Source organism: Virgibacillus litoralis, from assembly GCF_017873675.1.
In the GTDB taxonomy this organism is placed as follows: Bacteria; Bacillota; Bacilli; order Bacillales; family Amphibacillaceae; genus Lentibacillus; species Lentibacillus litoralis.
On record NZ_JAGGKK010000020.1, the window covers coordinates 19,011 to 42,112 of the forward strand.

The 23,102-nt window shown below is 37.5% G+C and carries 31 protein-coding genes, 2 pseudogenes and 1 riboswitch; of the genes and pseudogenes, 29 read left to right on the plus strand and 4 right to left on the minus strand.

Translation table 11 applies throughout. The features are described 5' to 3' along the window. Nucleotides 1-72: 72 nt before the first annotated feature. From J2Z82_RS15740 to J2Z82_RS15760, 5 genes and pseudogenes are all read left to right on the plus strand, one after another. Nucleotides 73-333, plus strand: coding sequence for a hypothetical protein (locus tag J2Z82_RS15740; RefSeq protein ID WP_209481768.1), 261 nt, complete (start codon nt 73-75; stop codon nt 331-333). A gap of 64 nt (nt 334-397) precedes the next feature. Further along, nucleotides 398-718, plus strand: coding sequence for a hypothetical protein (locus J2Z82_RS15745; protein ID WP_209481770.1), 321 nt, complete (start codon nt 398-400; stop codon nt 716-718). Between the two features lie 62 nt (nt 719-780). Further along, nucleotides 781-1,035 carry an HNH endonuclease signature motif containing protein gene (locus J2Z82_RS15750; protein ID WP_245251752.1) on the plus strand — a complete coding sequence of 85 codons (255 nt, stop codon included), beginning with the start codon at nt 781-783 and terminating at the stop codon, nt 1,033-1,035. A 135-nt stretch (nt 1,036-1,170) separates the two neighbouring features. Continuing rightward, nucleotides 1,171-1,488: a phage terminase small subunit P27 family gene (locus J2Z82_RS15755; protein WP_209481772.1), complete on the plus strand. Its 318-nt coding sequence runs from the start codon at nt 1,171-1,173 to the stop codon at nt 1,486-1,488. After that, a pseudogene (locus J2Z82_RS15760) lies at nt 1,460-2,970 on the plus strand (terminase large subunit). The gene J2Z82_RS15755 and the pseudogene J2Z82_RS15760 overlap by 29 nt, the downstream one beginning before the upstream one ends. 38 nt (nt 2,971-3,008) lie before the next feature. Here the strand turns inward: J2Z82_RS15760 and J2Z82_RS19790 are convergent. After that, nucleotides 3,009-3,188, minus strand: a complete 180-nt coding sequence (locus J2Z82_RS19790; protein ID WP_209481773.1) for a YegP family protein — start codon at nt 3,186-3,188, stop codon at nt 3,009-3,011. A gap of 78 nt (nt 3,189-3,266) precedes the next feature. Between J2Z82_RS19790 and J2Z82_RS15770 the strand changes: the two genes are divergently transcribed. The 22 genes and pseudogenes from J2Z82_RS15770 (at nt 3,267) to J2Z82_RS19445 (ending at nt 19,686) form a co-directional block, all read left to right on the plus strand. Then, nucleotides 3,267-4,478, plus strand: coding sequence for a phage portal protein (locus tag J2Z82_RS15770; protein ID WP_425348065.1), 1,212 nt, complete (start codon nt 3,267-3,269; stop codon nt 4,476-4,478). Between the two features lie 23 nt (nt 4,479-4,501). Next, a complete protein-coding gene (locus tag J2Z82_RS15775) occupies nt 4,502-5,257 on the plus strand; it encodes a head maturation protease, ClpP-related (protein WP_209481775.1) in 756 nt (251 codons plus the stop codon). A 2-nt stretch (nt 5,258-5,259) separates the two neighbouring features. Then, the gene (locus J2Z82_RS15780; protein ID WP_209481776.1) at nt 5,260-6,474 is read left to right on the plus strand and encodes a phage major capsid protein; all 1,215 of its coding nucleotides are present in this window, start codon (nt 5,260-5,262) and stop codon (nt 6,472-6,474) included. A 25-nt stretch (nt 6,475-6,499) separates the two neighbouring features. Beyond that, nucleotides 6,500-6,676, plus strand: coding sequence for a hypothetical protein (locus J2Z82_RS15785; protein WP_209481777.1), 177 nt, complete (start codon nt 6,500-6,502; stop codon nt 6,674-6,676). Nucleotides 6,677-6,735: 59 nt separating this feature from the next. Beyond that, complete coding sequence (locus J2Z82_RS15790; RefSeq protein WP_209481778.1) at nt 6,736-6,957, plus strand: hypothetical protein; 222 nt, start codon at nt 6,736-6,738, stop codon at nt 6,955-6,957. Nucleotides 6,958-6,969: 12 nt separating this feature from the next. Further along, nucleotides 6,970-7,275, plus strand: coding sequence for a head-tail connector protein (locus J2Z82_RS15795; RefSeq protein ID WP_209481779.1), 306 nt, complete (start codon nt 6,970-6,972; stop codon nt 7,273-7,275). Further along, entirely contained in the window at nt 7,272-7,610 is a 339-nt protein-coding gene (locus J2Z82_RS15800; RefSeq protein WP_209481780.1) for a phage head closure protein, read from the plus strand. Before J2Z82_RS15795 ends, J2Z82_RS15800 begins: the two co-directional genes overlap by 4 nt. Then, the gene (locus J2Z82_RS15805; protein WP_209481781.1) at nt 7,600-7,986 is read left to right on the plus strand and encodes an HK97-gp10 family putative phage morphogenesis protein; all 387 of its coding nucleotides are present in this window, start codon (nt 7,600-7,602) and stop codon (nt 7,984-7,986) included. The genes J2Z82_RS15800 and J2Z82_RS15805 overlap by 11 nt, the downstream gene beginning before the upstream one ends. Beyond that, nucleotides 7,983-8,369, plus strand: a complete 387-nt coding sequence (locus J2Z82_RS15810; protein WP_209481782.1) for a hypothetical protein — start codon at nt 7,983-7,985, stop codon at nt 8,367-8,369. Before J2Z82_RS15805 ends, J2Z82_RS15810 begins: the two co-directional genes overlap by 4 nt. A 3-nt stretch (nt 8,370-8,372) precedes the next feature. After that, nucleotides 8,373-9,251 (plus strand): major tail protein, encoded by an 879-nt coding sequence (locus J2Z82_RS15815; protein WP_209481783.1) that lies wholly within the window; start codon nt 8,373-8,375, stop codon nt 9,249-9,251. A 59-nt stretch (nt 9,252-9,310) separates the two neighbouring features. Continuing rightward, nucleotides 9,311-9,676, plus strand: coding sequence for a hypothetical protein (locus tag J2Z82_RS15820; protein ID WP_209481784.1), 366 nt, complete (start codon nt 9,311-9,313; stop codon nt 9,674-9,676). A gap of 212 nt (nt 9,677-9,888) precedes the next feature. Beyond that, on the plus strand, nt 9,889-10,035 hold the full coding sequence (locus J2Z82_RS15825; RefSeq protein WP_209481785.1) for a hypothetical protein: 147 nt from the start codon (nt 9,889-9,891) through the stop codon (nt 10,033-10,035). Between the two features lie 43 nt (nt 10,036-10,078). Beyond that, nucleotides 10,079-13,417 carry a phage tail tape measure protein gene (locus J2Z82_RS15830; protein WP_209481786.1) on the plus strand — a complete coding sequence of 1,113 codons (3,339 nt, stop codon included), beginning with the start codon at nt 10,079-10,081 and terminating at the stop codon, nt 13,415-13,417. Then, nucleotides 13,407-14,843: a distal tail protein Dit gene (locus J2Z82_RS15835; RefSeq protein ID WP_209481788.1), complete on the plus strand. Its 1,437-nt coding sequence runs from the start codon at nt 13,407-13,409 to the stop codon at nt 14,841-14,843. Before J2Z82_RS15830 ends, J2Z82_RS15835 begins: the two co-directional genes overlap by 11 nt. A gap of 12 nt (nt 14,844-14,855) precedes the next feature. Further along, nucleotides 14,856-17,363: a phage tail spike protein gene (locus tag J2Z82_RS15840; RefSeq protein WP_209481790.1), complete on the plus strand. Its 2,508-nt coding sequence runs from the start codon at nt 14,856-14,858 to the stop codon at nt 17,361-17,363. Continuing rightward, nucleotides 17,363-17,788: a DUF1617 family protein gene (locus J2Z82_RS15845; RefSeq protein WP_209481792.1), complete on the plus strand. Its 426-nt coding sequence runs from the start codon at nt 17,363-17,365 to the stop codon at nt 17,786-17,788. Before J2Z82_RS15840 ends, J2Z82_RS15845 begins: the two co-directional genes overlap by 1 nt. Continuing rightward, on the plus strand, nt 17,785-18,024 hold the full coding sequence (locus tag J2Z82_RS15850) for a hypothetical protein (protein ID WP_209481794.1): 240 nt from the start codon (nt 17,785-17,787) through the stop codon (nt 18,022-18,024). The genes J2Z82_RS15845 and J2Z82_RS15850 overlap by 4 nt, the downstream gene beginning before the upstream one ends. 126 nt (nt 18,025-18,150) lie before the next feature. Further along, nucleotides 18,151-18,297 carry a hypothetical protein gene (locus tag J2Z82_RS15855; RefSeq protein WP_209481795.1) on the plus strand — a complete coding sequence of 49 codons (147 nt, stop codon included), beginning with the start codon at nt 18,151-18,153 and terminating at the stop codon, nt 18,295-18,297. 118 nt (nt 18,298-18,415) lie between these two features. Beyond that, nucleotides 18,416-18,751 carry a hypothetical protein gene (locus J2Z82_RS15860; protein ID WP_209481797.1) on the plus strand — a complete coding sequence of 112 codons (336 nt, stop codon included), beginning with the start codon at nt 18,416-18,418 and terminating at the stop codon, nt 18,749-18,751. 22 nt (nt 18,752-18,773) lie between these two features. Then, on the plus strand, nt 18,774-19,025 hold the full coding sequence (locus tag J2Z82_RS15865; RefSeq protein ID WP_209481799.1) for a phage holin: 252 nt from the start codon (nt 18,774-18,776) through the stop codon (nt 19,023-19,025). A gap of 13 nt (nt 19,026-19,038) precedes the next feature. Further along, nucleotides 19,039-19,449: pseudogene (locus tag J2Z82_RS19440) on the plus strand (M23 family metallopeptidase); the annotation flags it as partial. Then, the gene (locus J2Z82_RS19445; RefSeq protein ID WP_245251754.1) at nt 19,450-19,686 is read left to right on the plus strand and encodes a peptidoglycan-binding domain-containing protein; all 237 of its coding nucleotides are present in this window, start codon (nt 19,450-19,452) and stop codon (nt 19,684-19,686) included. Between the two features lie 359 nt (nt 19,687-20,045). Here J2Z82_RS19445 and J2Z82_RS15875 read toward each other — a convergent pair whose 3' ends face one another. Continuing rightward, nucleotides 20,046-20,249 carry a hypothetical protein gene (locus tag J2Z82_RS15875; RefSeq protein WP_209481801.1) on the minus strand — a complete coding sequence of 68 codons (204 nt, stop codon included), beginning with the start codon at nt 20,247-20,249 and terminating at the stop codon, nt 20,046-20,048. A 123-nt stretch (nt 20,250-20,372) separates the two neighbouring features. Further along, entirely contained in the window at nt 20,373-20,600 is a 228-nt protein-coding gene (locus J2Z82_RS15880) for a helix-turn-helix domain-containing protein (protein WP_209481802.1), read from the minus strand. A gap of 411 nt (nt 20,601-21,011) precedes the next feature. Here J2Z82_RS15880 and J2Z82_RS15885 point away from each other — a divergent pair, with 411 nt between their 5' ends. Beyond that, entirely contained in the window at nt 21,012-21,131 is a 120-nt protein-coding gene (locus tag J2Z82_RS15885; protein ID WP_209481803.1) for a YjcZ family sporulation protein, read from the plus strand. Between the two features lie 160 nt (nt 21,132-21,291). On the opposite strand, the gene J2Z82_RS15890 is transcribed toward J2Z82_RS15885, so the two are convergent. Beyond that, on the minus strand, nt 21,292-21,651 hold the full coding sequence (locus J2Z82_RS15890; RefSeq protein ID WP_209481804.1) for a YhjD family protein: 360 nt from the start codon (nt 21,649-21,651) through the stop codon (nt 21,292-21,294). A gap of 249 nt (nt 21,652-21,900) precedes the next feature. On the opposite strand from J2Z82_RS15890, the gene J2Z82_RS15895 reads away from it, so the two are divergent. Next, nucleotides 21,901-22,575 (plus strand): coiled-coil domain-containing protein, encoded by a 675-nt coding sequence (locus J2Z82_RS15895; protein WP_209481805.1) that lies wholly within the window; start codon nt 21,901-21,903, stop codon nt 22,573-22,575. A gap of 153 nt (nt 22,576-22,728) precedes the next feature. Then, nucleotides 22,729-22,879, plus strand: a riboswitch (FMN riboswitch). Nucleotides 22,880-23,102 lie beyond the last annotated feature (223 nt).

Here is a 23,102-nt window from a genome sequence, read left to right on the forward strand (position 1 = left end):
TACCATCCTATAGGTGATTGCCGTTTCAGTAAGAGATTTGATTCATAAAATATCGTGATGGAGGTGATAAATATGGTCTGCAGACGTAACAATTTCATTCGCGATAGAAGAAGAGCAAGAGGAAAGGATCAAGTCAGAGGTGTAGAAAGAGATAGAGATAAGGATGAAGTCATGGGAAGAGATCGAGATAAAGATCAAGTCAGAGGCAGAGAAAGAGACCGAGACAGAGATCGGGTTAGAGGTAGAGATAGAGATAAGGATGAAGTCATGGGAAGAGATCGAGACAGAGATCAGGTTAGAGGCAGAGAAAGAAAACGGAGACATTGCTGTTAAAAAATGGACAAGGTGCCTAATACGGCACCTTTTATATATATAATTTAAAAGGAGAGTGTTAATCATGGCTGGCGATAAGTCGAGCGAAGGTGAGAAAACAATAAGTGCTGGAACATTAATAATTATGGCAGATGTATCCGATGCATTAAAAGGACTTAAGGCAGTACAACGTGAAGCAAAGAAAGGTACTGCCGCATTGAAAGAGTTGGAAGAACAGCAGAAAAGAAATAATACATTGAGTGGTTATAGTCCACACACCGTAGTCTTTGATGAAATGCACACAATGTGTCCTTTGTGCGGTAATCCTAACACGGAAGAAAGACGAACTATTGCACGTGGTACTGAATTAGTTTGTCTTAGCTGCGGATGGGCTGATAACAAATGACCCTAACTAAAGAACAAGCTACTGCCTTTTACAAAACAAGCGTATGGCAAAAATGTAGGGAGATGGTACTTTCAAGAGACTTAGAGCTATGTCAAGAATGCCTACCTACTGTAGGACCTGTGCCTGCCGATACCGTTCACCATGTTGTTCACCTTAGAGATGATCCAAGCAAAGCGTTGGACATGGACAACTTGGTTAGCGTTTGCGCTTCTTGTCATAACAAACTTCATCCTGAGAAACGGGAAAGGAAGCAATCAAAGTCGATTTCAAATAGAATAAAAGTTGTTGAATTGTGTCAAAATCCTGAACAATTTTGACAATCGGACAAGCCCCCTCCCCAAAATTGTGGGACTTTTGCCTTCTATAGACCGAGGGGGCAGCTTCGTATTTATCGCGGAAGATTTTTCATGAAGGGGGGTACCCCGAAAAAAGCTAGAAGGGAGGATTTAGAAATGGGAGTGCCTACTGCAAAATCATTACGGAATTATCTTGGAGAATCGTACCAGGAATCAGATGAAGAGTTGATTAAATTGTATGTGGAAACGCACCAGTTTTACCGAAAACTTAAAAAAGAGATAGGCAAACAGGATCTAATGTACGAATATACGAATAAAGCAGGGGCTACAAACCTTACTAAAAATCCCCTTGTAGTCGAACAAGCAAAAACCGTACAAACATTAAATAATTTATTGAAGTCCCTTGGCCTTACACCTGCTCAACGTAAGAAAGTAGTGAATGGCGATGACAGCGACGACTTCGACTCCTTCTAAGATTAAAAAAGCAACACAAAGTTTTAGTTTTATCGCGTGGAAAAAAGAGCAGATTAAAAAAGGTGCCATATTAACTGATTCATCAGATAGGCTTTTAACAACCTGGTATGCTGAACAAGTTGTAAAAGGGAACATTCTTGAAAGTGAAAAAAACATATTATCTGCAAAAAGGCATTTAAAGGATTTAAAAAGGCAGGGAACAGAAGATTTTCCTTGGGTATTCGTTGAAGATGATGGTCACAGGCCAGTACGGTTCATTGAAAAGTATTGCAAACCCTCTAAAGGTGATTTTGATAAATTAGTTATACAACCATGGCAACACTTCATTGTTGGTTCACTCTATGGTTGGGTTCATAAAGATACAGGTGTAAGGCGCTTCCGTGAGGGCCTTATTTTTATTGGTCGTAAAAATGGTAAATCAACGCTCGTTTCCGGTCTTTCTCTTTATTCTGTAAGCAAAGATGGAGAAAACGGTGCTGATGTTTACTTATTGGCTAATACAAAACAGCAGGCTGGAATTATTTTCGATGAAGCGATTCTCAGGGAGCAGATGCGCTTGGGGGCGCGATTGTCGATGAACGTACTTTTTACTATATGGCTGAATTGGATAATGAAAAAGAATTCGAAAAGCCGGAGATGTGGGTAAAAGCTAATCCGAATATGGGTGTATCGCTTGATTTAGATACATTGATTGAGGATTGGGAGAAAGATAAACGAACTCCTGAAGAACGTTCTGACTTTATCACAAAACAGTTCAACATATTCGTGAATGGCAGCAAGATGCCGTTTATTGACTTTAAAACACTGGAGAAAAACGATAAGCACTTAAATGTAATAGACCTATATGGAACGATTGCTGTTGGTGGTTATGACTTATCTGATTCAGAAGACTTCACAAGTGCGTGCTTAGAGATACCGATTATGGCAACTGGTGATGTTTTTGTATTATCGCATTCATGGATACCCAGGAAGAAAACGTTGTTGAACAATGAAAAAATACCATATCAAGAATGGTCAGAGGGAGGCTATCTTACTATTGTGGATGAAGATTATATCAATGAAGATGTAGTTCATGACTGGTTTGTGGAGCAAGCAAACCATTTTAATCTGGAATTAATTACCTATGACCCAGCGAAAGCTTTCCGATTGAACAAAGCGTTTGAACAGGAAGGCTATCCGACAGAAGTAGTTAGGCAGGGTTTTTTAACATTAGGTCCAGCAATGGATGACCTTAAAAATATGTTCCTAGATGGAAAGGTTATTTTTAATGAGAACCCATTGTTACGCTGGTATATAAACAATGTGGAGTTAGTGAAAGACAGAAATAACAATAAAATGCCTACTAAAGCTAATCGATATCGTAAAATTGATGGGTTTGCAGCGTTACTAAACGCTCATACAAAAGTGATGGAGAAATTGGTAGTTCCGCCCGGTGATGGTGATATTGGGGTTGTTAGTATGGCTGATTTGATGGGGAGTTAAAAAGGTCGCCCTCCTTAAGACGACCTTGATAGCATTAGTTATTTAGATATGTCAATAACGCTGGAATCAGAATCAATATTAGTTTTAATTGAATCAATGGTGTTTTCAGCACTTTGTTTACTGGTATACGTTTCGCTAGTTGCGACTACTTGACTATTATTTGATTTGATAACGAAATAATATTGGCCATTGGCGGACTTCTTAATAACAAAATACATTTTATTCACCTCCCTATTATTAATGTTTCGACAAATATGTAAAAAGTCCTACAAAAATCTTTGGAAGGTGGTGATAAATTGAAATTCTTTCAACGCGTAAAATACTCTATTAACAGCGCTTATATGGCATGGAAAGGAGTAAACTATGACTTTTCTTCTTGGATGGGTAAAACATTTTGGGGTATTGAAAATTCCACCTTAGCCACCAATGAGACTATTTTTAGTGTAATCACTAGGTTGTCAAATAGTATGGCTTCATTACCGTTAAAGCTATATAAAAATTATGATTCAGTGAGTAACGCTGCATCAGATGTATTGATAAACGAACCAAACCAAAACATGCATGGGTTTGAGTTTATCCGAAACTTAGAAACCTCACGTAATGAGACTGGTGATGGTTATGCGATTATCGAAAGGGATATACGCAATCAAGTTTCTAAATTAACGAACATAAATGCCAATCACGTAGAGCCAGTAATTGAAAGAAACTCATATGATTTATGGTATGAAGTTTTGGGTGACGATGGCAATCGTTATTACTTTCATAATATGAACATGCTTCACGTAAAGCATATTGGTAGCACAGGCAGCATTAAAAGCATTAATCCCATCAAAGCATTATCAAACGCAACTGACTTTGATAAAGCCGTTCGTGAATTTAGCCTAAAGGAAATGCAAAGTGCTCCCAACTCATTCATCATAAAATATCAAGCAAACATTGATACAGAAAAAAGACAGCGTGTTATTGATGATTTCAAGCGATTTTATAAGGATAATGGTGGTATTTTGTTCCAAGAACCGGGTGTTGAAATTGATGAGTTGGAGCGTAAATACGAAGCAGCTGATACGCTGGCGACAGAACGAATTACACGCTCGCGAGTAGCAAATGTGTACAATATTCCAGTTACAATGTTGAATGACACGGAAGGCCAAAGCTATTCCAGTAATGAACAGTTAATGCGTATGTTTGTACAGTTGACCTTAATTCCAATTGTAAGACAGTACGAACAAGAATTTAATAGAAAATTACTTACACCAGCTGAAAGAAAAGCTGGTTTTTATTTTAAATTCAACGAAAAAGCATTGCTTCGAGCAGATACAGCGACTCAAGGAGATTATTACGCTAAGGCAATTCGTAACGGTTGGTTGTCGCAAGACGAAGTAAGACGTAAAGAAGATGAAGCCCCGATGGGGGGAAATGCTTCTAAGTTGTGGGTTAGTGGTGATCTTTATCCTATAGACATGGATCCAAAAGATAGGAAGTCAACAAGCAGTAATAACGAAAGATAATTGAAAGGGGGTGAGTGAAAACAATGGGAAATAAGCAAAAAAAGAAGAAATTTTGGAGTATGAAGATGTCTGCTGATGGTAAATCAGGAGATATTTTTATTTATGGAGACATTGAAAGATATCAGTTTGTTGAGAACGATACAACCGCAAATAGTTTTAAAGAAGATTTAGATGCGCTTGGCAATGTGGAAGTTATCAATCTTTACATTAACTCACCTGGAGGCGCAGTTTTTGAAGGGGTTGCTATAGGTAATATGTTAAAGCGACATTCAGCGCATGTAAATGGTTATGTGGACGCGTTGGCCGCATCTATTGCAAGCGTAATATTAATGGCGGCGGATACTATCTATATGCCCAGGAACTCAATGCTCATGATACACAACGCTTTAAATTTTGTTATTGGTAATGCCACTGAATTGAGGAAAGCAGCAGATGACCTTGATCGCATTAATGGCTCAGCAATACAGTCTTATTTGGAAAAAGCAGGCGATAAACTTTCTGAAGAAAAGCTGAAACAAATGTTAGATGCCGAAACGTGGTTATCAGCCGATGAAGCGATCCAATATGGACTATGTGATGTGTTGTTAGATGCAAATGACATGGCTGCATCTATTAGTGATGAATTATTTGCTAAGTACAAGAATGTACCTGAAGCATTGGTAAAAGAAACCGAAGAGCCCACTGGACCAAGCGAAGAAGAAATGGAACAACGTAAAAAAATAGCTGAGCAAGCTACACAAAATGCTAATTATATTAACGATATTTTAGGAGGAATTTAATAATGACAAAAAGTAAAGAGTTATTTAAGGCGGTAAAACAGAAAAATCTATTAAGGTTGAACCTTCAACACTTTGGTGACAAGACTCTATATGAACTAAAGCAAAACATGACCACTGTTGGTCAACAATTACAAAAGGTTGAGAACGATTTAGCTGCAGCTGCAATTGACACAGGTAAAACAACAGAAGATATTCAAGCACTGCAAGATTCTAAGAGAGATTTAAAAATGCGCTTTGATGTTATCAAAGACCAACACGATCAATTAGAAGCTGAACAACAAGCTAAATTCGCAAAACAAGACGATCTAAAAGCTATTACGGACCCAGATAAACAAAAAGTAGAAGCTAAAGCAGAATTGATTCGCGCGACCATGAAGAATAAACCAATATCTGATGACATTCGCCAAGCATTGGGTGACGATAGCACAACTGGTGGAGGCAAGTTTTTACCTAAAACTGTTTCAACAGAAATTCTGTCTGAACCTTATGTAAAAAATCAACTACGTGAGATTTCGGATTTTACTCAAATCACTAATCTTGAGATTCCTAAAATCGGATTTACACTTGATAACGATGATTTCATTGCAGATAAAGCAACTGCAAGGGAACTTAAAGCAAGCGGAGATGTTGTAACGTTTGGTCGTCACAAATTCAAAGTATTTGCTGGCATTTCGGAAACTGTATTAATGGGATCTGCTGGAAATCTAGTAAGCCATGTTGACCGTGCGCTTTCTTCTGGTGTTGCTGCTAAAGAAAAGAAAGTGGTTTTCGCAGAGACACCTAAAGCTGGTGAAGAGCATATGTCTTTCTACTCTAGCCAGAATGCAATCACAGTCGTACAAGGGGATAGCTTATATAAAGCAATTAAAAATGCTATTGCTGACCTACATGAGGATTATCGTGAAAACGCAAAGATCGTTATGCGCTACCAAGATTATTCCGACATTGTTGAGGTTCTAGCGAATGGTAATGCAACACTTTATTCTGCTCAACCTGAACAAGTATTAGGTAAGCCAGTTGTATTCTCTGATTCAGCTACAAAGCCAATTGTGGGTGACTTCATGTACTCTCACTTTAACTATGACCTAGGAATGCTTAATGAACGCGACAAAGATGTAAAAACAGGTATTGAGCAATTCGTTATCACTGCTTGGATGGACCACCAAATCAAGCTAAAATCAGCATTCCGTATTGCGGAAGTAACACCAACAGTTTAATAAATACTAATTAGGAGGGTCATAAATGCCTTATTTAAATGATGTTCACCTAACCCCAGGCAGTAAACTTACCGCTGACGGTAAACAAGGTTCAGCAATTGCGGACCACGTTGACCCAGCGACTGCAACTGCAACTGAAATTGCTACGAAGCAAAATGAAATACTTGCCGTCCTTCGTAGTCTTGGGATGATTAAGTCATAATAACTAAGCTGGGATTCGTCCTGGCTTGGTATTTTTTTAGATGGAAGGGGTTGAATTAAATGAAAGCAAAGGTGCTTCAACGGTTTCGTGATAAAGATTCAAATAAAATTCATGAAGCTAATCACTTCTATGAATCTAATGAAAAAAGAATAAAAGAATTGCAGGATCTGGGTTATCTTGGTGAAGTTAAAAAAGAAAAGCAACAAGAACCTAAACAAGAACCACCAAAACAAAATCAATCTAAACAGAAGAAAAAGAAATCAGAAACGGCAAAGGAATAGGGAGGCGATTGAATGCCTTTACCAAGCATAGATGAAGTAAAAAGCTATTTAAGAGTTGATGGAACTGAAGATGATATGTTTATCAGCTCTTTAATTTCTGTTGCTCAAGAAGATTTGGCTAGTTCTGGGATTACGAATACAGAAACTGAAAGGTATGGGTTAGCTATTAAACTACTCGTCGCCAACCATTACGAAGAACGTCGCCCTCAAGTTGTTGGTACTGTCACAAATAAGCTCGCCTATAGTCTTGAACGAATTATTCTTCAGCTAAAGGCGGAGGAAATACCGCTTGACAGTGAATTGGAGGATACGACATGACAAATCCATCTAAATACCGTCATCGCGTTTCTGTCCAAAAGGTTACTAAAGAGCGTATAGATGGTCAATTTGTCGATACCTGGTCCGAATATAAAAAACTATGGGCTAGCAGGGAAGATAAAGGCGGCGATGAATATTTTGAAGCCAAGGCTGCTAATGCTATCCGAACTGTTATTTGGACAATTCGCTTTGATAAAGAGTTATATAAAAATGGTGAGGGCAGACGTTTCTTTTATAATGATCAGTCTTATGAAGTGAAAAGTGTAGCTGATGTAAAAGGCTTGCGAAAAGAACTAGAAATCATCACAGAGGCGGTGGTAGCTAGTGCCAGCTGATATGAAACTTGATGTTCGTAACAAAGTAAGTCAACTAGGTCGAAAAGGTAAGGTTCTGGAAGGTCAGACACTAAAGGCTGCGGGCAATAAACTAGGTGAAGAAATTGCGAGTAACATTAATCGTTCAAGCAATAGCAGTGCTGATTATACGCACTTGGCTGATGCTATCAAAACAAGCTCAACACGTACCAATGAATTCGGTGAAAGAAGTGTTCAAGTTGGAGCATCTAAGGACAAAGCTTTTATTTTAAAGTTCTTGGAATTAGGTACTTCTAAAATGAGTGCCCAGGCTCCAATGGAAAAAGGGATAAGCCAATCAAAAGGTGATGTTGCTCGAATTTTAGCAGAAGGCCAGCAAAGGATATTAAGATTATGATCAATTTAAAAGACGATATTCTAAATGCGCTTGAATTGAACACTACGCTAACTGGACAGCTCGATACGTTTTATGGTTATCCTGCTATTTTTGATTTAAAAGCAGAACCGAATCAAGACTTTGACACTTATGTTATTTATCAGTTAATCAATAACACTGATACGTTTTATGCAGATAACAAAGCAAAAAAAGAATATATTCACTATCAAATATCTGTATTTACAAAAACAGGCTCAACTACTTCATTAGGTAACGAGGTTACCAAAACTATGGAGTCGTTGGGCTTTTATCGTACTTACATCGGAGAAACGTATGAGACTGATACAGGTTATACGCATGTTTCTAGCCGATGGAAAATTAAAATGAGGAAAGAGGGATTGTAAGTTATGGGATATGAAAATGGATTAAAGAATTTTCATTACGCAATATTGACTGATGACTCAGACTCAGGAGCCACTTATGACACGCCAGTTAAGTTAGCCGAAGCGGTAACTGCTGGAGTTGAACCGAGTATAGCGACTGGTCGTTTATACGGTGATAATAAAGTAGTTTCTAATGCTTCGAAATTCAATTATGCAACTGTTACGATCACCACTACTAAGTTGCCAGCTAAAGATGAAGCGGCGCTTTTAGGGAAAACATTGGGAAGCGACGGTGTTTTACGTTCGAGAGGTAATGCCCCGTATGTTGCGTTTGGCTATGAAGTAACATTGGATGATGGAACTAGTGAATTTTGGTGGATATTAAAAGGTAAATTCCAAGAACCTTCACGCACAAAAAACACTGGCACTGATAGTATTGAGTATGGTCAACCGTCCATTGTTGGGGAGTTCATCCGACGGGATTTTGATGAAGAGTGGAAATTTACCGGAAATGAAGGTAATGCTGGATTCGAAACTGTTACTGCTGACGACTGGTTTAATTCTGTATATGAACCTAATCCAGATACTACCGCACCGACTGTTACTACAGCTCCGGATGATGATGCGACAGCAGTTGCTATTACAACAGATGTTATTTGGACATTTGATGAAGCAATCAGGAGTGCGGATGTTAACGATGGAAACTTCTACTTAATGGATTCATTAGGTACAGTAGTTGACGGTTCATTGACTCAGAGTACAGATGAAACAACAGTTACATTTACTCCAACAACAGATTTAAATTCTGCAATGGACTATACAGCAGTCGCATCTAAGAATATACGAGATTTAGCTGGAAACAACCTAGCTAATACAGAAGTTACTAATTTCGCAACTTCATAAATTTATAAAAGAGAGGGTTAATACCTTCTCTTTTTCTACATAAAACAGGAGGTGATTTTGTGGAAAAAGAATTAAAAGATGATCTACAACACAAGCCAACACAAGTAAAAATACAACTCGATAAAGAGCGCACGTTCATATTGGACTTAAACGCTTATGCAGAGATTGATTTACTTCATGAGGATAAAACATACCACGATATTGAAAAAGACATAATAGAGATGCGCCCATATGCAATTAAAGCTTTTCTATGGGGTGGATTAGTACATGAGGACAGAGAACTAACTCCAGAATTTGTTGGTAAATACGTTGATGTAAATAACATTCAGGAATACGCTACTAAAATTTATAAAGCAATACTCGACGGAAAACCAAAAGCAAAAAACAAGGACAAAGAGGACAGCGAAACTGATAAAAAAAAATAAAAAATCAGAAGTATGATTGGGAAATGTTGTTGTCATTCTATACAGATATTTTAAAAAAAGATGAAGAGCAATTTTGGCGCATTGGCATGAGAAGGCTAACTGCGCTTTTTACGTTGCATTTTAATAAGCAAGACAGAATCGATAAAGCGAAAGAAATGGAGAAACAAAATAAGGCTCTTGAACAGATGAGGGCGTTGTAGGTGGTGGAGTAATTGGGTATTCAAGAAGCTTGCGAAGTGATGGATGATTTTTTAGAACGTGATACTAAGGAACATCTATTGAACACGGAAGAGTTTAACGCTTTAAATAAAATTTTACTCGAATGCTCAGTTAAATTGGGATACCAAGTCAAAGCGTGAAAGGAAGTGGTCTTAATCTAATCCACCAGAAAGGAGGTACACTATGGCAAATCGCGAAGTAATAGCTGATTTAGTTGCTCAAGTATCACTGGATGGCGCTAAGTTTAATCAAGGCATGGGTAAGGTTAATCGTGAATTGAAAACTGTACAAGAAGAACTAAAAACAGCCAGGAGTCGATTCAAACAAACTGGAGATGAAGTAGATTTTTTGGGTAATAAATCACAAACGTTATCAGGAAAGTTGAAACTGCAAAAATCACAGGTTGACTTATTAAGCAAAGCTTATAATGAATCGAAAGAAAATAGCGGTGAGTTTAGTAAGAATACCCAAAACCTTGCAAGACGTTTAGAACGTGCAAATCGTGAGTTAAGCGAAACAGAACATGAATTAAAAGATGTAAATCGACAGCTCAAAAACCAACCAAGTAAGTGGACTGAATTAGGCAAATCAGCAGAAACAGCAGGGCAAAAAATGATGAATGCTGGTAGCAACATGAGGCAGTTTGGTCAAGCTTACACAATGGGAGTTACCGTACCTATTGTTGCTGGTGCAGGTGCTGTATTTAAAGCCTCTATGGATTTTGAAAGTGCTTTTACTGGCGTTGAAAAAACTGTTGATGGAACTAAGCAGCAAATGGATGGGTTAAAAGAGTCTATTCGTGATATGGCTCAAGAGATTCCTGCTAGTACTACGGAAATTTCAGCAATTGCTGAAAGTGCCGGGCAATTAGGTATACAAACCGAGAACATTGAAGATTTCACTAGGGTAATGGCTGACTTGGGAGAAGCAACAAACCTAACAAGTGGTCAAGCAGCAACTGAGTTTGCTAGATTTGCAAACATTGTAGGTATGAGTCAAGATGACTTTGATAAATTAGGCTCAGTCGTTGTTGACTTAGGTAATAATTTAGCTACAACAGAATCCGAAATATCTGAAATGGCATTACGCTTAGCTGGTGCCGGTGATCAAGTAGGAATGACTGAATCGGAAATACTTTCTTTTAGTGCTGCATTAAGTTCAGTTGGTATTAGAGCAGAAGCAGGTGGATCTAGTTTTTCTAAAGTTATGGTTGAAATGCAACTCGCAGCTGAAAAAGGCGGAGACAGTTTAGATAACTTTGCAAAAGTTGCAGGCGTTTCTGCAGAAGAATTTAAACAGGCATATGAACAAGATGCAACTGGTGCTATCATGCAGTTTATTGAAGGGTTATCAACTGCTGAAGATAGAGGTTTATCTGCAATTGGTGTACTTGATGAAATGGGTATTACCGAAGTACGAATGCGTGATGCATTGTTAAGAGCTGCAGGAGCAAGTGACGTATTTTCTGAATCACTTGAAATCGGTTCAAAAGCTTGGAAAGAGAATATTGCACTCACTGAAGAAGCCGAAAAACGCTATGCAACAACCGAATCACAATTAAAAATTATGTGGAACCGTGTGAAAGATCTGGGCATTACATTAGGTGAAGCATTAGTACCTGCTGTCATGGATGCCATTGATGCAGCAGAACCATTTATTGAAAAGATTGAAGCTGGTGCAGACGCTTTTTCAAAAATGAATGAAGAAGAACAACGCTCTATATTAAAGATGGTTGGCTTTGTTGCAGCTGTTGGTCCAGCAAGTATTGTGTTAGGTGGATTGACTACGACTGTAGGCGGCGCATTAAAAATATTTGGATCTCTTTCTAAAATGTTGGGCGCTGCAAGAGGTGCAGGCCTGTTAGGTAGGCTTGCTGGATTAGGTGTTGGTGGTCCTGTTGGTTGGGCTATAGCTGGCGTTACTGTCTTAGGAACTGTAGTTAATGCATTATCGAAAGAAAGTTCTGACCTAAATGATGTCAATTGGGATACAGTCGAAAGTATGAAAGCTGAAGTTGACCAGACCGATAAACTGATAGCTGAATTTGAAAAGCTTGAAAAGAAAAATCGTTTGGCCACTGATGAAATGCTCCGGTATATGGACATTATGAGCGAATTGAAAGAAACCAACAATGCCTCAGTAATCAAAGAGTTAAAAGACGAACAAGCCAAGCTTCTCGAACAATCTGGATTAACAAATAAAGAAATGGATCGGTTCTTAGAATTAAATGGTGACATTATCGAACAAGCTCCAGGAGCAAAAAAAGCAATAAGCGAAGAGGGTAATGCTTATGCTCATAATCTGGCACAACTGAAAAAATTAAACGATGAAAAACGTAAGCAAATGATGATTGCAGCTGAAGATGAATTATTAAAAGCCCTTGAAAATGAAGCGCAATTAATGCAAGATCAGAAAGATTTGGTCACTGACATTAAAAATATTGAACAAGATATTCAAAGTAATAGAGAAAGCCGAATTGAAAACACGAAGAACCTGCAAAAAGAAGAACAAAAATTACGGGATATTCAAAACAAAATACTGGAGCTTGAAGGGGATACCAGTGTTGAAGCCAGAAACAAACGCGCAACACTTGAAAGACAACGCGTTGTACAAAGTGGAGTTGTCGAGGGTTTGCGCGCTGAAAAAAGTGAATTGAACAAAACATACAATAAGCTTGTAGAAAAATTCGAAAAGAAACAAGATGACCTTGAATTAACGCGTGAAGAATTAAAAGAACTGGATAAAATGAAATGGGATTATGAAGCTTTAATACTTTCTCAGTTGGAAATTAACGCTAAAAAAGGACAAGGACTTGAAGCGATTGACAAAGAACTGAAAAAGTTGGATATAAAGAAAGCAAAACTAGATGAACAACTGGACCAAGGAGATATTAGTTTAAAACAATACCAAAAACAGAACAGCGAATTAAATGAACAGCGAGACAGGTTAATAAAGGCTAAGGATGAGCTTAGACAGATTAATAAATTAGCTGGCGAAACGGTTTACAGTAAAACGATTCATCTCGATACTAATCCAAGCTTAGCTGCATTTGAGCGACGATTAGCCAAAGATTCTTATAAAACATTGAATATCACCACAAGCGGTGGTGGTCATTATGTTCCAGGGTTTGCAGATGGTGGTACACACAAAGGCGGTCCATTCATAGCAGGTGAAGAGGGTTTTGAACTTGGAAAATTAGGCAGTAACTTTGAAATGTTGAATGCAGGATTATATGACAGACCTGCTGGTTATCAGGTATTCGATCATGATGATTCTAAGAGAATACTAAACTCATTAAACAACATTCCTGCTTACGCAAGTGGCGTTGGAACAAGTGGTGAAGCTGATAAGATTGTGAATAGGTTAAACGGACAACAACCTCAAAATTTACAAGGGGAAGCTGTCATTTACACAACAGTTATTAACCAGGTGAATGGCAGAGAGGTTAGTCGAGAAATCCATAAAGACATTACTGAGTTTCAAAATCGCGAGAAGGAAGTGAGGGATAGCTTTGCCACTTAAATCATTAACATTTAATAACATACGAAAACCATGGTTGCATTTATTACGTGGCAGAAGCAAGCCTCCTTTCGCTTCCATTTCACGCGATTTATTAACTGTACCAGGTATGGATGGAGCTTATTTGCAATCAAGCAGTATCCAACCGTTGATAATTAATCAGCCAGTTGGATTCACAGTAAGAGACGATAATCATGCACTACAGTTAAAAGACGAATTAGCTTCATGGTTAGTAACTGATGAATCTGTTGAATTACAATTTGATGATGAACCAGGACGGATCTATTATGCTGTTGTTCAGAATTCAATAGATGACTTTGAAAAGTTTGCTGAATTGCGAAACGGAACCATACAATTTTTATGCTTAGATCCTTATTCATACGGATCTGAACTCACAGAAGATTTTCTAGGTAATGATGTTGTCACAATTACAAACGGTGGAACTGCTGAAGCTGACCCCATATTTGAATTAGAGGTGCTAGCACCAATTACATTTGCGATGGTTTCGGATGGTGAAGAATACAACTTAATTGGTAGACCTGCAAAAGTAGATCAAGAAGTAATCGATACTAAAACGTTGTTATTGGAAGAACGAGGAGACACGCTTAGTACATGGGGAGCAACTCCTACTAATGTAGACGGTACGGTTGATGGTAATCTTGGTACAGATGGTGACGGTATAACAGTACCTTCTTACGGTACAAATACACCTGATTGGCATGGACCTGCTTTGCTTAAAGAGATCACACCAGCACAAGACTTTGAAGTTGAAATGCACTTGGAAGGTCGTACAACACAAGAAGATCAAACAGTACGTATTGAATTTTATGCATTTGATGAAGGCATGAATGAGTTAGGTAAGATGGCTGTCTTAGACAATAGCCCAAACGTACACACAAAAGTTGCTGAAGCACGACTTGGTGATAGGGCAACCGGTCAATATTTCATGAGTTCACGTAATTATGAACAACGTACCGAGTTTTGGTTTGGTATGGTTCGTATGAAGCGTGTAGGTAATAAAATTGAGTTTTATGTAACGCGAATAGACAACTCTAGCGATCATGTTGATTCGTTAAGAGAGGTATTTGTAGATAGAGCAAATAACTATGGTGGTCGGCTGCAATACATTCAAATCCACATTGGTAAATATGGCGATACCCCACGTGCATATGGGCCGAAAATAAACTATATTCGTGCGACTGGTTTAGCGCAAACAACCGTTGACCAAACACCATATATTGCTTATGCAGGTGATGTTATTAAGTTTGATCATAAAAATGACGAACTCTTGATAAATGGTGAAGACAGAAAAGATTTAAAAGACTTCGGTGCTCAATATTTCAAACTAGCAAAAGGTGACAATCAGATTGTTATGCATCCAAATAATGTATTTAATACCATTGCCCGTTACAGAGAGCGTTTTAAGTAGGAGGTGAACCGAATGTCAATTATCCATATTACAGATGGACAAAACGGTATCATAAAAGACGACATACCAGCCAAATATATAATAAGCAACATGCACCGACAATCGCTGAAAGACACGCTGGAAACGTTTAACTTTACTACATTTGCAGATAAACGCTTTTCACCACATTTAGGTAAGCAAAATCGAGTTATTATCCCTGGTGAGGATGGAGAGCTGAGAGAATTTGTCATCCAGGAATCAATTAAAACAATGGACAAACAAATGGAAGTCTATGCTTCAGCAACCTATCTACTACTTAAAAAAGCAAAAGTCATATATCCGCAAACATTGACAGGGCAAACGCCTTCTACTGCTATGGCACACGCGCTTGATGGAACGGGATGGCTTGCTGGAACTATTGAAGGTGGAGGCAGCCGAACTTTTAATATCGATACACATACAAATCCATACAGCCTTTTAAAGCGTATAGCAACTGATTTTGATTTGGAACTGCGATTCCGTGTAGTAACAGATGGCAACAGGGTTATTGGTAGATATGTTGATTTATTAGAACAGGTAGGGCAATGGCGAGGTCGAGAAGTCACGCTAGGTAAAGATTTACTTGGAATCAAACGAAAAGAAAAGACGGGTAATATCTATACCGCACTTGTTGGACTAGGTCCTGAACAAGAAGACGGTACACGGTTAGAAGTGACGGTTACAGATGAAGATGCGCTTCAAAGATGGGGTGAACCTGACAAAAACGGTGATTTACAGCATTTAATTGGTACGTATGAACCACAATCAACTGACCAAGATATGACCCTCAATAAATTAACTACGTTAACTGAAAGCGAACTTGAAAAACGTGTGAATGAAGTTGTGGAATATGAATCTGATATAGCTGACTTGGAACATGTACCGGGAATGGAAAATAAAAAGATCCGTTTTGGTGATACCATCAAAATAAAAGATACCAAGTTCAGCCCTCCACTTTATTTAGAAGCACGTGTCCATACACAAGACCGCAGCATTACTGATAAGTCAAAAAAGAAAGTTGTTTTGGGTGATTATACTGAATACACGGAAGAGGACGTTATGGCCTTATGGCGTAATCTGCGTAAGCAAGTCGCTTTTAAAATTGGGCAAACGGAATTGGCTGATTACACTTACACAAAGACCAGTATTGATGATAAAGACGGTGTGATATACACAGACAGTACTTCCTATGCCTTCAATCAAGCACAAAACGCTCAATCAAATGCTGAACAGTATGCTTATGATAATTATGAATCGGTTAAAAACACGGTAAATAATAATCGAGACATGTGGGATAAAGCAAGTGTGTTTAATGTAGACGGTACACTTAATGTAGGTTGGTTAAGTGGTCAATTAACTGATGATCAGATACAAAGCGCAGGTACCTGGAATGGACAAGGTACTTATATTGATGAGAATGGCGTTTATACTGGTGTTGTCGTAGCCAGTCAAATTGTCGCAGATTCATTAAGTGCTGTTAGTGCTAATTTAGGTGAAGTTACTGCAGGATCACTAACATCCAATACTACAATTGATGTGACAACAGATTTAAGCGTAGGTAAAACTATTTATATGGATAAAGCCGGGTTTTTGGACGGAAGGGATATTTACTATGGTGATGGAACCGTAGATGTTAGGTTTAGATTTGAAACTTCGGGTACTGATATTCATAACGTATATGTAGGTGGTACAGATGCCTATAGAGTTAGGTTAGCTCCTTATGGTTTCGTAGAAGTACTTAGTGACATAGATGTAGAAGGTACAGGATATTTCAGAGTAGCCTCCAACCCGGCATCCGGACAACCATTATTCCAAGTTTTAAGTTCAGGAGCTTCCGAACGTTTACGAGTAGAGCATAACGGTACAACATCGACTACAAATAATTTTCATGCAGATGGAAATTTAAGCATAGGAGGGAGTCTTTCCGGCACATTGAGTGGTGGCACACTTAGACCGGGTAACATATTCGCAACCGGCACGGTGCGGTCAGACGGAAACGGACTTTACAGTAATAATGCAGGACGTTTTTACAATAGCGGTGATGGTATAACCTATCTTCAAGGTGACGATGAAATTCGGGCAACACATTACTTATCCAGTACATTAGCACCTATTCGAGCGTCTGACCATTGGACGGGTTCATTAGAGGAAAACAAGCAGGATATCGTTGTATGGCAAGAAAGTGCATTAGATTTAATAAACAATTCTACTATACACGAATACAGGCTAATAAGTGATGTTGAAGCAGGAAAAGATATCCTGAGACAAGGTTTGGTAATTGGCTATGGGTACGCTACGCCAGCAAAAATTATAGCGCCAGATGGTGAAGCTGTATCACAGTATGGTATGAGTAGTTGGGCATGGAAAGCGATTCAAGAAATATCAACGCTTTATTATGGCCATGATGAACGTATTAACTATCTTGAAATGTCTGATGAGTTGCGAAAAGCTGAAATAAAAGATTTAAAAGCACGTGTAGAACAATTGGAGGGTGCAGCATAATGAAAATAAAAATTGAAAACGGGAAACTAGGGCAGGCAATGAGCCTGTTTTTTGATTTGTCTTTAAAAGGTAAACAATCAAGGCATCGCACTAGGTTTATTAAGTTACTGAATGATCGATTAAAAGAAGTTGCAGAACAGGAAAAAGAATTATTAAAAGAACATTGTAACCTGGACGATGAAGGTGAACCAAAGAAGATTAAAAATGACACTGAATGGGATGTCATAGATAAAGATGCATTCAAAAAAGATATGAAGGAACTGCATGAGGAAGAGTTAATCATTGAGGGTGGTGATGCTCAGGGAATGCTCAAGACTGTTAAAACAGTAGTATTGGATTGTGACAAAGAATTTAGTGGCCAAGAAGCATACACGTATGATTATCTATGTGAACAGTTTGAAATCGATGAGGAGGAAAGTAAATGATTCAAAACATGGAAATAAAAGTGAGTAATGTCCAGTTTGTTACCGTCAAAAATGTTGGTGCGGCTACTGGTGAAGAGCAAAGGGTACATGTTCGTTTCCAGGGTATAGACAGTGAAAAGGAAATTAACATCAACGGTTATGTACCAGCGACGGTTGAAGAATATGAGACTAATTCATCAATGGATGGATTGAGTACTTTGGTTAAGAAAAGGCTTATAGAACGATTAGAGGCATAAACTAAACGCTAAGTAAGGAGTTTTTTGGTTGAAACTTAACACTAAATTTATATTTTATTAACTGGTGGTTAACATTAGTCCTGTAAGATAAAACAGTACACACAAATACAGGAACGGGGTGATTGTTTGCTTAGTAAAATTCTAGGTCTATTTAGCACTCACGATGAAGATATTAATGTATTTGATGAGTTTGGAGAAAAGGAAGAGTTTTTTGAACAAATTGCAAATGAAGGAGAAGAATATTTGGATCCATGGTTAGATGGTTTCTACTAAATAACACGTCCTATGAGGGCGTATTTTTTATGTAGAAAAAAGTATTCACGATAGTCCAACTTAATGTTAGAGGTTGTTGAAATTTATATGTTTTATGTCGCAATGTTAGGGGGTCAGTATGAGTGAAAACAAGGAAGTGGAGGCTGTGGAAAAATATTATGCACTAATGATGGAGTTGAAGATATCGATTACGGAACTTGCAGGGAAAATTGACAACTTAACTGATATGAAAGAGACGTTAGTTGAAACAAAAAAGGTAGCAGATTCTGCAAATAACCGTTCTACTGAAAACGAAAAAGATATTAATGACTTGCAAACAAAAGTTAGTACAAAAGCTAATAAGGAAGATGTTGAAAGGATTGTAAAAGAAAAGGACAACTGGAAACGAAACTTACCAGCATGGGTAGCGGCGATTATAGCAATCGTCGCTTTGTTATTGCCATATGTTAATTAAATTTTTTAAGGAGGAATTTATTATGAAAAACAAAGCAAAAGATTTATCAATACTAATTGTGGGGTTCCTATCAACATTAATGGGATTTTTAGCAACGCTTAATATTAAATTTGAATGGTTAACGGAACAAAGCATCAATGCATTTGGTGCTTTTTTTGTTGCAGCTGCGATGCTTGGTAGTGGAGTTTATGCAGTATGGAAAAACACGTATGTAAGTAAGAATGCAGGGTTACAAAAGAAAGCATTACAATCTCAAAAATTAATAAAAAAATAAGAGGAGTTTTATTATGACAACATTTATTAATCCAACAGATACCAAAAGAGTAACAAGTGATTTCAGGACAAGCCACAGACCAGATCATAATGGTACTGATTTTGCAGATGGCGGTTATCATCCTATTTACGCTGCAGCTGCTGGTAAAGTAAGACGTTCATATTTATCAAGTTCATATGGTGAATGTATTATGATTGAACACAATATTGGCGGTGACGTTTGGGAAACAGTATATGCTCATATGCAAAGCGGTACACGTAGGGTTAATGTCGGAGATCATGTTAAGCAGGGTGAACAGATTGGTGTCATGGGTAATACCGGACATTCAACTGGTCAGCATCTTCATTTCGAATTGCATAAAGATGGCAACTGGAACATTGATAAAACGAATGCTGTGGATCCTTTAGATTATATTGGAAAAGATTTGTTTCCAAGTAAATCTACAAGTAAACATGGAATCGTTCCTTATCCAGGGCATTATATCGGACAAGAGTATGTAGATACTGGTATTGACGTAGAACGTATTCAACGAGCTGTCGGTGTTAAGCCTGATGGTATTTATGGGCCTATTACAGAAGCAGGAGTTCGAGATTATCAGCGTAGGCATGGTTTACAGGTTGACGGTATTGTTGGACCTGAAACTTGGAATGTAATGTTTTAAGTAAGGAATTTAATCAATAAAATAAGAAAACTATTTAATTGTTAGGTGGTAGGCAGACCACTTCCAACGTCGGTGCGGAAACACTTGTTGGATAAACTAAAGCCAAAAGAAAAAGACCCCTTCACAAATGAAGAGGCAAAGCGGAAGTTGAGGGGGAGAATGAACGCCCACTTCCGTGAGTTATTATTTACAGTTTAAGTAATAATATACAAAAACCCCATCGATTAAGATGAGGCTAGGTCGGTGAAAATATGAAGAGAGGTATGTGCCATCTTTGACCTATAAATTTTATATTTACCAAGTATAGTTAAATTATACAAGTAACCCTCTACCATAATTGGTGGAGGGTATGTTTATATTCACTTCTTGATCCTATATTTTTGAAATCTTTCCTCGACAAAACCTATTTGTATTAAATTATTTATATTTTCTCTTACTTGTCCATCATTAGTCACTTCTTTAATTTCTATTGTTTGAGGGTAATTCTTATCAAGTTCAACCAGGATGCCAACTTCAATTAAGGTAAGATTATTTTCCTGGGCCACTTCTAATATGTTTTTCATATTATCATCCTCTCTTGTTGGATTATATTGACTACAGAAAATTTTACCAAAGATTAGGGTGAAATAAAAAGCCATAGTACTAGACTATAGCTGAAACTAACAATTTAAGTATGGCCTCATCTATTAAAGATGGGGTTGTAAACCTTTTAGTGGCCCCATTACATCCCGGACTTGCTCGATATGTTTGACGCCAAACTCCTGTTTAACCTTCTTAATTATATCCAGTGTTAGTCCTCTATTACCTGTTTCAATCTTTGCCACTAGTGACCGGCTTACTTCAATTTTGGCTGCCATTTCGTATTGTGATAATCGGTTTAACTTTCGTATATTCTTAAATAAATGACGATCCATAACGCCCACCTTTTGTGATATTTTGTTCTTACTCTGTAAAAAAATACTTTGATTTTGGCGCCTAGTTTATAATCCTTTTTCATTATATAATATAGCTAATGTCACAAAATTCAAGTGTCTAATCCTCTGTATAATTTTTATTGCTTACGTGTTTTTTATTACATAAAAAAGCCATAGTATTAAACTATGGCTTAATTTTTTTTGGGGTAACAACAACAACTTAAGTTGAGGTATGGTTGTTACAGTTTCAAATTATTACATTTTACACATTATGTATCAATATTTTTCCAACATCACTTTTTCTACCTTTGGCTGTATTTGACATCGGTCGATCCCTAGGTATTTGTACAAACAATCTTAACCCCTTCAACATAATATAAGGTAAGGCTATTTTGAAAGGAGGAATCATAAATGAGTGACTTTTTTGGCGGTTTTGATAAAAAGAGGGATAACAATTTTGAGTTAATCGTTGTTCTTTTTATTTTGTTAATTATTATAGGGGCTTCTTTTGTGAAAAAAGACTATTATTAAAAACCTTACACTTGAGAAGAAGATTGAATTGAGATAGGGAAGACTGCCACCCTCTTCCCCCTCCTATACCCACTATCGTTTGCAGAGAGCGTTGGTGGCATCCAAATTGAAAATAATTTACTTTATTTTCAAACAAACAAAAAAGCCCTCATAACAGGGCTTAATTAATCCACGTATCTTCCTTCAATTCAGAAAAAATCGCTTTATCTCCGTACAAATAATCCCTCATAAGTTCACTCGTTAAACTTCTCAATTCACTAGGAGTAAATTCAAAAACTTCATTCATTCCATTACCACGCACACTGTATTTCATGGTATCGCCTTTTTCGATACAACTTATCTTTACATGATCGATAGTATACAAGTGTTTCTTGGTTGCGTTAAAATCTTGCTGCAATTGTTCCAGAACAGCATCTATTTTACTCAGATAAATGCGGTACATTTTAAAATCATTAAGTACTTCACGATCTTGCCGAAGTACTCTTATGGCCATTGGGATAGTGACGTAATTATTAATCATTTCTTTATCCACTTAAAGCACCCACCTTGTAACGAACGTTTGTTCTTATTATACACAGGTGGGTGTTAATTATTCAATGGTTATTTTCGTTCAAATAGATCATCGATTTTTTTCATTCCAGTAATTTAGCTAGTTTGAAGCAATTAATTAATGAGGGTATGCTATCAGAATGTTTTGGGTGACTTGATAAATAAGGCAGGTAATCCGACAATAGATGTAGAATAGTGTCATAAAGAAGGGGGTAATTAGATGGGGAAAATTAAGTCTTTATTTAAAACCAAATGGATTTGGATAGCAGTAACAATAATTGTAGTAGTTATTTCTGTATTCGGCATTCATAATGTAGGTTATTCAAAAGGCCAGGACTCATTAACTGCAGAAGTAAATAAAGAATTGTTGAATTATGAACAAATACAGGAAAAAGTTGGTGAAGCTGAACAAACATTGGTTGATGTTAATAATAAAATTGAAACAGCAGAATCTGACTTAAAGACCATTGAAGAGAAGGTCGCAAAAAACCAAGATGAACTTGACAAATTGCAAGAACTAGCAAGCAATCGTGATGGTCTGGAAACTGATATATCTCAAGCTGAAAATACACTTAGCACGATAAAGCAAAATATAGAGTCCAAAACAGAGGAACTTCAATCTCTAACGGGAAAATTACAAAAAGCTGAAGGAAAGCCTCTTAAATTAGAAGCAGGTCACTATGTTGTGGGAAATGATTTACCAATAGGGCGTTATAAAATAACTCCAACGCAGGGATCGGGTAATGTATTTATTGATAGTGGGTCCGGTGAGGGCAAAGTATCGGAAACGTTAGGACCTAATCCTGATTATCATCTATCAAGTTATGTTTTCTTTGCTGAAAATGGGGATACAATGGAATTAAATGTTCCAGTCACGTTTACACCTGTAGAGTAAAGGTAGATATAACTATTGTTGACGAATTGTTGACTAAATTCGTCAACAACAACTTAAATTAATCATAATTAAACCAAAAGAAAACATAATAAAAGCTAAGATATTGCGATACAATCACAGTTAAGCTATAATAAAAATACAATAACATATCGATTCCATCTTCGGGGCAGGGTGCAATTCCCGACCGACGGTTAGGAACAATTATTAAATGTTCTAAGTCCGTGACCCGTGCGGCATTTGCCAAGCGGTGGACCTGGTGTGAGTCCGGGACCGACAGTTACAGTCTGGATGGGAGAAGATGTCGAGCCGAAAATTGGTGCGTTTTGCGCCTCTGTTTTCCTGTGAATATATACCCTGAAGCCCCGATTAGGTTTTAGGGTTTTTTATGTTTTTTAGCAGTTAAGAAAGTATAAATCCTTTCTTACTGCATAAGTGCAACTAAGGCTTATCTATATTAAGGCTTGGCGAATGCCAAGTTTTCTAATGTGCATTTTAAAAATATAAAACGGGATAGGCTTACCCTTCAT